Origin of the sequence: Aetokthonos hydrillicola CCALA 1050, from assembly GCF_017591665.1 — a bacterium.
GTDB lineage: Bacteria > Cyanobacteriota > Cyanobacteriia > Cyanobacteriales > Nostocaceae > Aetokthonos > Aetokthonos hydrillicola.
The window spans coordinates 1-5101 of sequence record NZ_JAAKGC010000203.1; the positions used below are offsets into that span (position 1 = coordinate 1).

Sequence of the window (5101 nt, forward strand, 5' to 3'; positions counted from 1 at the left end):
CAGCTATGTTGTAGATGTTGTGTAATCTTTTAAATATAAGCGTTTTATTTTATGTTATGGAGTCTCTACACAACATAAAAGCTTTATCCCGTATACGTTGTAGACCTTGTGGAGTATATAAGTTTTGGTTTGTTTTAGAACCCATATTAGCGCTGTCTTTTTGACCAGTATTCCAACCAAATACGATAACCCCTATTTGTTTCTCTAAACAATGGTTAATTACAATTCGGGAGGCTTTGTTTACCGCATCACGCATTGTCCTATTGCGTTTTTCGGTTATTGCTGCAAGTCTATTAGACCAAAACCCTTGAGGCTTATTCTCTTTAATTTTAGCCACAGACTTGTTGTACCACTGATTGATGCTCTTGAGATGTTTGCCGTCAACAATAAAGCTAGTTCCTAGATTAGAAACACAAGTCAACCAGTTGTTAACACCGTGATCTATCCCTAAAACTTTCGATTTGTCCAGTGTAACTACAATTGGTTCAACTTGATAGACAAACTCAATATAGAATTGACGATTTCTAGGAAGTATTCTTACTTCTTTGATTTGGTTAAAATCTAAATTTTTTGGCATTGGCAGAAAAAATTCTTTAATACCAAACCAAGCTTTAACTTGTAGCCGCTACATTAATCCTCTCCAAAAACGGACAACCTTAGAAAAAACGCACCTACCTACTGTTAAAAAATACCCAGACATTCCCAGACAGGTGCGTTTTTTCGCACCCTCTCCTAGAAGTCTACATCCCAAACTAGGACAAAGGTTGTCCGTTTTTGTCCGGGTTCATCCCAGCCCTAATGGAAAACGAATATTACCATCAACTATTTTTAATGCACGTTTAGGAAATGCTACTAGTTGATACCCTCCAGACTTTCTATAACTGGGAAATTGGGGTTTTTGTTTTAGTTCGCCATCTTTAGACTTTTTAAGCAATTCTCTCGAAAGATCTAATCGATTCACCAACTGACATACATGTTTGTACAGCAACCTCAGAAGGTAATGCCGAAAAATGTTTATTATTCCCTAGAGCTTTGATTAAGTCAAAACTAGTTACAAGTTTTGAAGATTTGAACCATATTTGACGCGCATAATAAACAGCACAGTTATGGACGTTATTTGACTCGTAACAGAGATATTCAAGAATCGATAAAGTGTCTTTATTGCAATGGATTAAATTTTGCTGAACACCCATTAAAGATTTTTCTTTCTTAATTTTTGGTCTTTTCTTCCTTGTTTTTGTTTGTTCCACCTCTCAACCTCAATTTAGTTGACCTCTCTATAGTAATCGACTAATATAGTAGTTGTCAATATATAAAACAACTAATTTTGATGCTTAATCAAGAAGATTACAAAAGTCATAACCACGTTAAATTCCTAGTCAACTATCATTTTGTTTGGATACCCAAAAGACGTAAAAAAGTACTAAAAGGTGAAATTGCAACAAGGACTAGACAAATATTTGCAGAATTAGCAATAGAAAAAAATTGGGATATATTAGCTCTGGAAGTAGCACCAGACCACATACATTTATTTATTAGTGTTAAACCAACAGATACACCCCACCTGGTTGTTAAAGCATTTAAAGGTAGGTCTAGTTTTTTCCTAAGAAAGGAGTTTCCTGAACTGAAAAAGCTACCTAGCTTGTGGACTAGCAGTTATTTTGTGTCAACTGCTGGTAATGTTAGTAGTGAGGCTATTAGAAAATATATAGAAGACCCTCACCACGGTACAAACTAGTAAAGACCAAGGCGGTTAAAACCGCTCGTGCCGCTTCCCTAAGAGCCCTAAAGGGACTGAGTTTCCCGCATCCCGCGTATTTCTATGAAGTGGAAGTTATAGGATATGGAGATACGACCACAATAATTGATTTTTCGCTAAAGCCTGTGCGGGATGAATCTGGGCAAGTAGTGCTGCTGATCCCTGAAGGAAGAGATATTAGCGATCGCGTTCATTCCGAGGGCAACGTTTATTGTTAAGTTACCACTCCAGCCCGAAGCTCCCCCCTTGAACACTAATCTTATGGCACAAACTTCTAGTCTCGAGGGTAGTGATCAGTTATCTTCTAGCCAAGCGAGTTCCCAGATCCTTACAACCACTTTATTGACGGGAATTCGTATTCTCCTTGTCGATGACGATCCAGACAATTTAGATCTTCTGCGCTTCCTGCTTGAACAGAACGGCGCGATCGTCACCTCTGCCACTTCAGCAGTAAAAGCACTAGAAATCATTGTTATCCCTGGCAACTTTCCGGATTTAATCATTAGTGACATTGGGATGCAAGGGATGAATGGTTATGAATTCATTCAACAGGTAGGAGCATTACCACAAGGGCAACAGGTTCTTGCCCTCGCCTTCACTGCCTTTGCACGACAGGAAAACCAGGAGCAAGCACTAAGATCTGGCTTTCAAGCATACATCCCATATTCCGCACTTCACAATGTATTACCTCCCTTTTTAAGAATTATTCCTAATAATGGTCAAACCGTTAAGTATTAATATTTAAAGTCATTGGGGATTTGTGTTGTTCATTTAACCATTGTTAGTGAAATATTGGAAATCCACGCGTATTACACGATGAAGTGCGGAAAGTGGGATACATCTCCAAACCCGTTGACCCCCTAGAATTGCTAGGAATTTTAACGCAACTTGTATCGCGATGATCCAAGCCCTTACCCCTCCCCTACTCCCCTGCTCCCTACTCCCTACATTTTGACTTTTTACTTTTGACTTTTGATTTCCCCAAAGGGGCTGCTCCCTATCCTCCGTTTAATTTCCTCCGCCAGATTTTCCATTGGTACTTCTACTTGCTCGCGAGTTTTTAAATCTTTAAGAGAAGATTTTTGTGCTGCTGCTTCCTCGGAACCAATAATCACACAAAATTGAATTCCCTGTTTTTCAGCCTGTTGAAATTGTTTCCCTAAAGGTCGCTGTTCAAAGCTGGTTATAACATTAATCCCTGCTTGACGTAACTTTTGAGAAACATTCAAATAAACCGGCATCAAATCATTTTGTAAATTTACCACCATTACTTGTGCTGGAGTAGACGCTAAGGAATTTAAAATACCAGCTTTTAGTAATCGACTAATCAAACGAGTTAAACCAATCGAAATACCAACACCAGGCATTTTTTCATCCAAAAATACCCCTACTAATTCTTCATACCTACCACCAGAACAAATACTTCCTAAAGCTTCGTGTCCTAATAGTATCGTTTCATAGACCGTGCCTGTGTAGTAATCTAAACCGCGAGCAATAGATAAATCAATACAGAAGCGATTTTCGGGCACTCCAAGGTTACGAACCCCAGCAATAACCGTTTCTAGTTCGGTAACTCCGGTAATAAATTCCTGAGCTTCTGATATGGTTTGTGCTAAATATCTAAGTTTATCCAAAACCTCATCAACTGTGCCTTTTATATTAATAAATTCAATAATTTTTTGAGTTTGATCTCCTAAAATACCTTCTTTTTCTAAATCCTGTTTAACTTTAGTCTCACCAATTTTTTCCAGTGTATCAATAATGCCAATACAAGGTTTTATTTTCCTTTCCTCAATTCCTACAGATTTAAAGAAACCTGTAAGAATTTTGCGATTGTTGATGCGTATAAGAAAATCACCAATATTGACTGCTTCAAATATCTCAGAGATAATTGCAGGCATTTGGGCATCATACAGCAAACTAAGTTCGCGACGGGCAACCACGTCAATATCGCACTGACGGAATTGACGGTAACGTCCATCTTTTGCTCGTTCACCGCGAAAAACAACATCCATTTGATAGCGAGCAAACGGAAAAGTCAATTCATTTAGGTGACGAGCAATATAAGCCGCGAGAGGAACTGTTTGATCAAATTTTAAAGCTCTTGCTTCCGCCCCAGTTTCACCCGCCTTATCTTTCTCTGCTTGGCGGTTTGGTGGCAGAATAGGATTAATACCATAAATAATGTTATCGCCTTGGTTACCTTTAGCTTGCAGAACTTCTAAACGTTCTACGGCAGGCGTTTCTATAGGGGTAAATCCATAGCTTTCAAAAACTCTACGGATAGTATCTAGTAAATATAATTCCAAGCGCTTTTCACCAGGAAGAAATTCTGGAAAACCGCTAGGAGTCGAAAAATTTATTTTATCAGCTTTTGCCATACCTTATAATCAAATTTTTTCACGCTCCAACAACAATAGCAAATATAGAACTTCTATTTGGTTTTTGGGGAGCTAAGTGGAATCGGTTAGCGATCTCGCGAGTGCGAGCAGCGCTTCTCTTCTCGCTCTTCAAAGACGCTGCTTGTCACGCTTGCTTAAGCGCTCCTGGGCTAAAGCCCAACTACGAACCAATTTCGAGCCCAGGTATTAGTTTTTCTATCGCACTCGTTCTTCTTGGATGAGAGTACGCTTAAAGATTTGATGGTTTTTTAACCAATGCCAAGTGCGAGCGCGGTAGTTATTGCAAGGACTTATCAAAATCATTTCATATAAGCTCAATTCTGGCATGCTTTTATAAGAAAATGATAGGATAATGGTTGAGTTGTCTGCTTCCCAAGATTTTCCTAGTATGCGCTCAGTGTCAAACCAAAGGGCTTTGTCGTGATAAGTTCCTGGAAACTGATGCTCTTCTTGTTTCCCATCAGACCAGGTATAACGATTGATTTGGTAGTAGGGGTAAGGACCATCTTCGGGAAATTGGCAACTTAAGTGAGACTGATGCTTGTCAAGAATTTTGCCCTCTGTATCAACCACTGTATACGTGCCTACCCAATCTCCTGCATGGCGCGCAAGAACAGGCATTTCTTCTCGTAGAATAGACATATAAAAAGCTCCCTTAAAAAAGAATTAAGAAGTCAGAATTCAGGAGGAGCCGGTGCGGTGGACAGGTTCCCTGGCATAAAGCACCTGGCGTTCAGAATCAATTGGAGTGGGATTTAAACCCCTTTACTCATCCACTAGTCGCACTCAGGTAATTCTGAATTCTGGATCCTGACTCCTGAGTTCTTTGCGTTAAAACCACCAAGGGTCTTGAATAGGCTTGGTTTTAATCAAAAACGCTTTTTTCCGCATAAATCGTTTTATTGCACTAGCTCCCATGCGGGAACCTCCCAAACCTGAG

General features: G+C 39.4%; 7 protein-coding genes. 3 read left to right on the forward strand and 4 right to left on the reverse strand.

Features of this window, described 5'->3' with window-relative positions:
- Positions 1 to 49: 49 nt before the first annotated feature.
- Together G4P69_RS35450 and G4P69_RS35455 are read right to left on the reverse strand one after the other, a co-directional pair.
- Positions 50 to 577, reverse strand: coding sequence for a transposase (locus G4P69_RS35450; RefSeq protein ID WP_390693868.1), 528 nt, complete (start codon positions 575 to 577; stop codon positions 50 to 52).
- Between the two features lie 349 nt (positions 578 to 926).
- Entirely contained in the window at positions 927 to 1250 is a 324-nt protein-coding gene (locus G4P69_RS35455) for a hypothetical protein (protein WP_208343853.1), read from the reverse strand.
- A gap of 80 nt (positions 1251 to 1330) precedes the next feature.
- Here G4P69_RS35455 and tnpA point away from each other — a divergent pair, with 80 nt between their 5' ends.
- The 3 genes from tnpA (at position 1331) to G4P69_RS35470 (ending at position 2497) form a co-directional block, all read left to right on the forward strand.
- The gene (gene tnpA, locus G4P69_RS35460; protein WP_208343854.1) at positions 1331 to 1738 is read left to right on the forward strand and encodes an IS200/IS605 family transposase; all 408 of its coding nucleotides are present in this window, start codon (positions 1331 to 1333) and stop codon (positions 1736 to 1738) included.
- 89 nt (positions 1739 to 1827) lie between these two features.
- Positions 1828 to 1977, forward strand: a complete 150-nt coding sequence (locus G4P69_RS35465) for a hypothetical protein (protein ID WP_208354620.1) — start codon at positions 1828 to 1830, stop codon at positions 1975 to 1977.
- A 43-nt stretch (positions 1978 to 2020) separates the two neighbouring features.
- The gene (locus G4P69_RS35470; protein ID WP_208343855.1) at positions 2021 to 2497 is read left to right on the forward strand and encodes a response regulator; all 477 of its coding nucleotides are present in this window, start codon (positions 2021 to 2023) and stop codon (positions 2495 to 2497) included.
- A 221-nt stretch (positions 2498 to 2718) separates the two neighbouring features.
- On the opposite strand, the gene hisS is transcribed toward G4P69_RS35470, so the two are convergent.
- On the reverse strand, positions 2719 to 4140 hold the full coding sequence (gene hisS, locus G4P69_RS35475; RefSeq protein WP_208343856.1) for a histidine--tRNA ligase: 1422 nt from the start codon (positions 4138 to 4140) through the stop codon (positions 2719 to 2721).
- Positions 4141 to 4356: 216 nt separating this feature from the next.
- A complete protein-coding gene (locus G4P69_RS35480; protein ID WP_208343857.1) occupies positions 4357 to 4803 on the reverse strand; it encodes a DUF3598 family protein in 447 nt (148 codons plus the stop codon).
- Positions 4804 to 5101 lie beyond the last annotated feature (298 nt).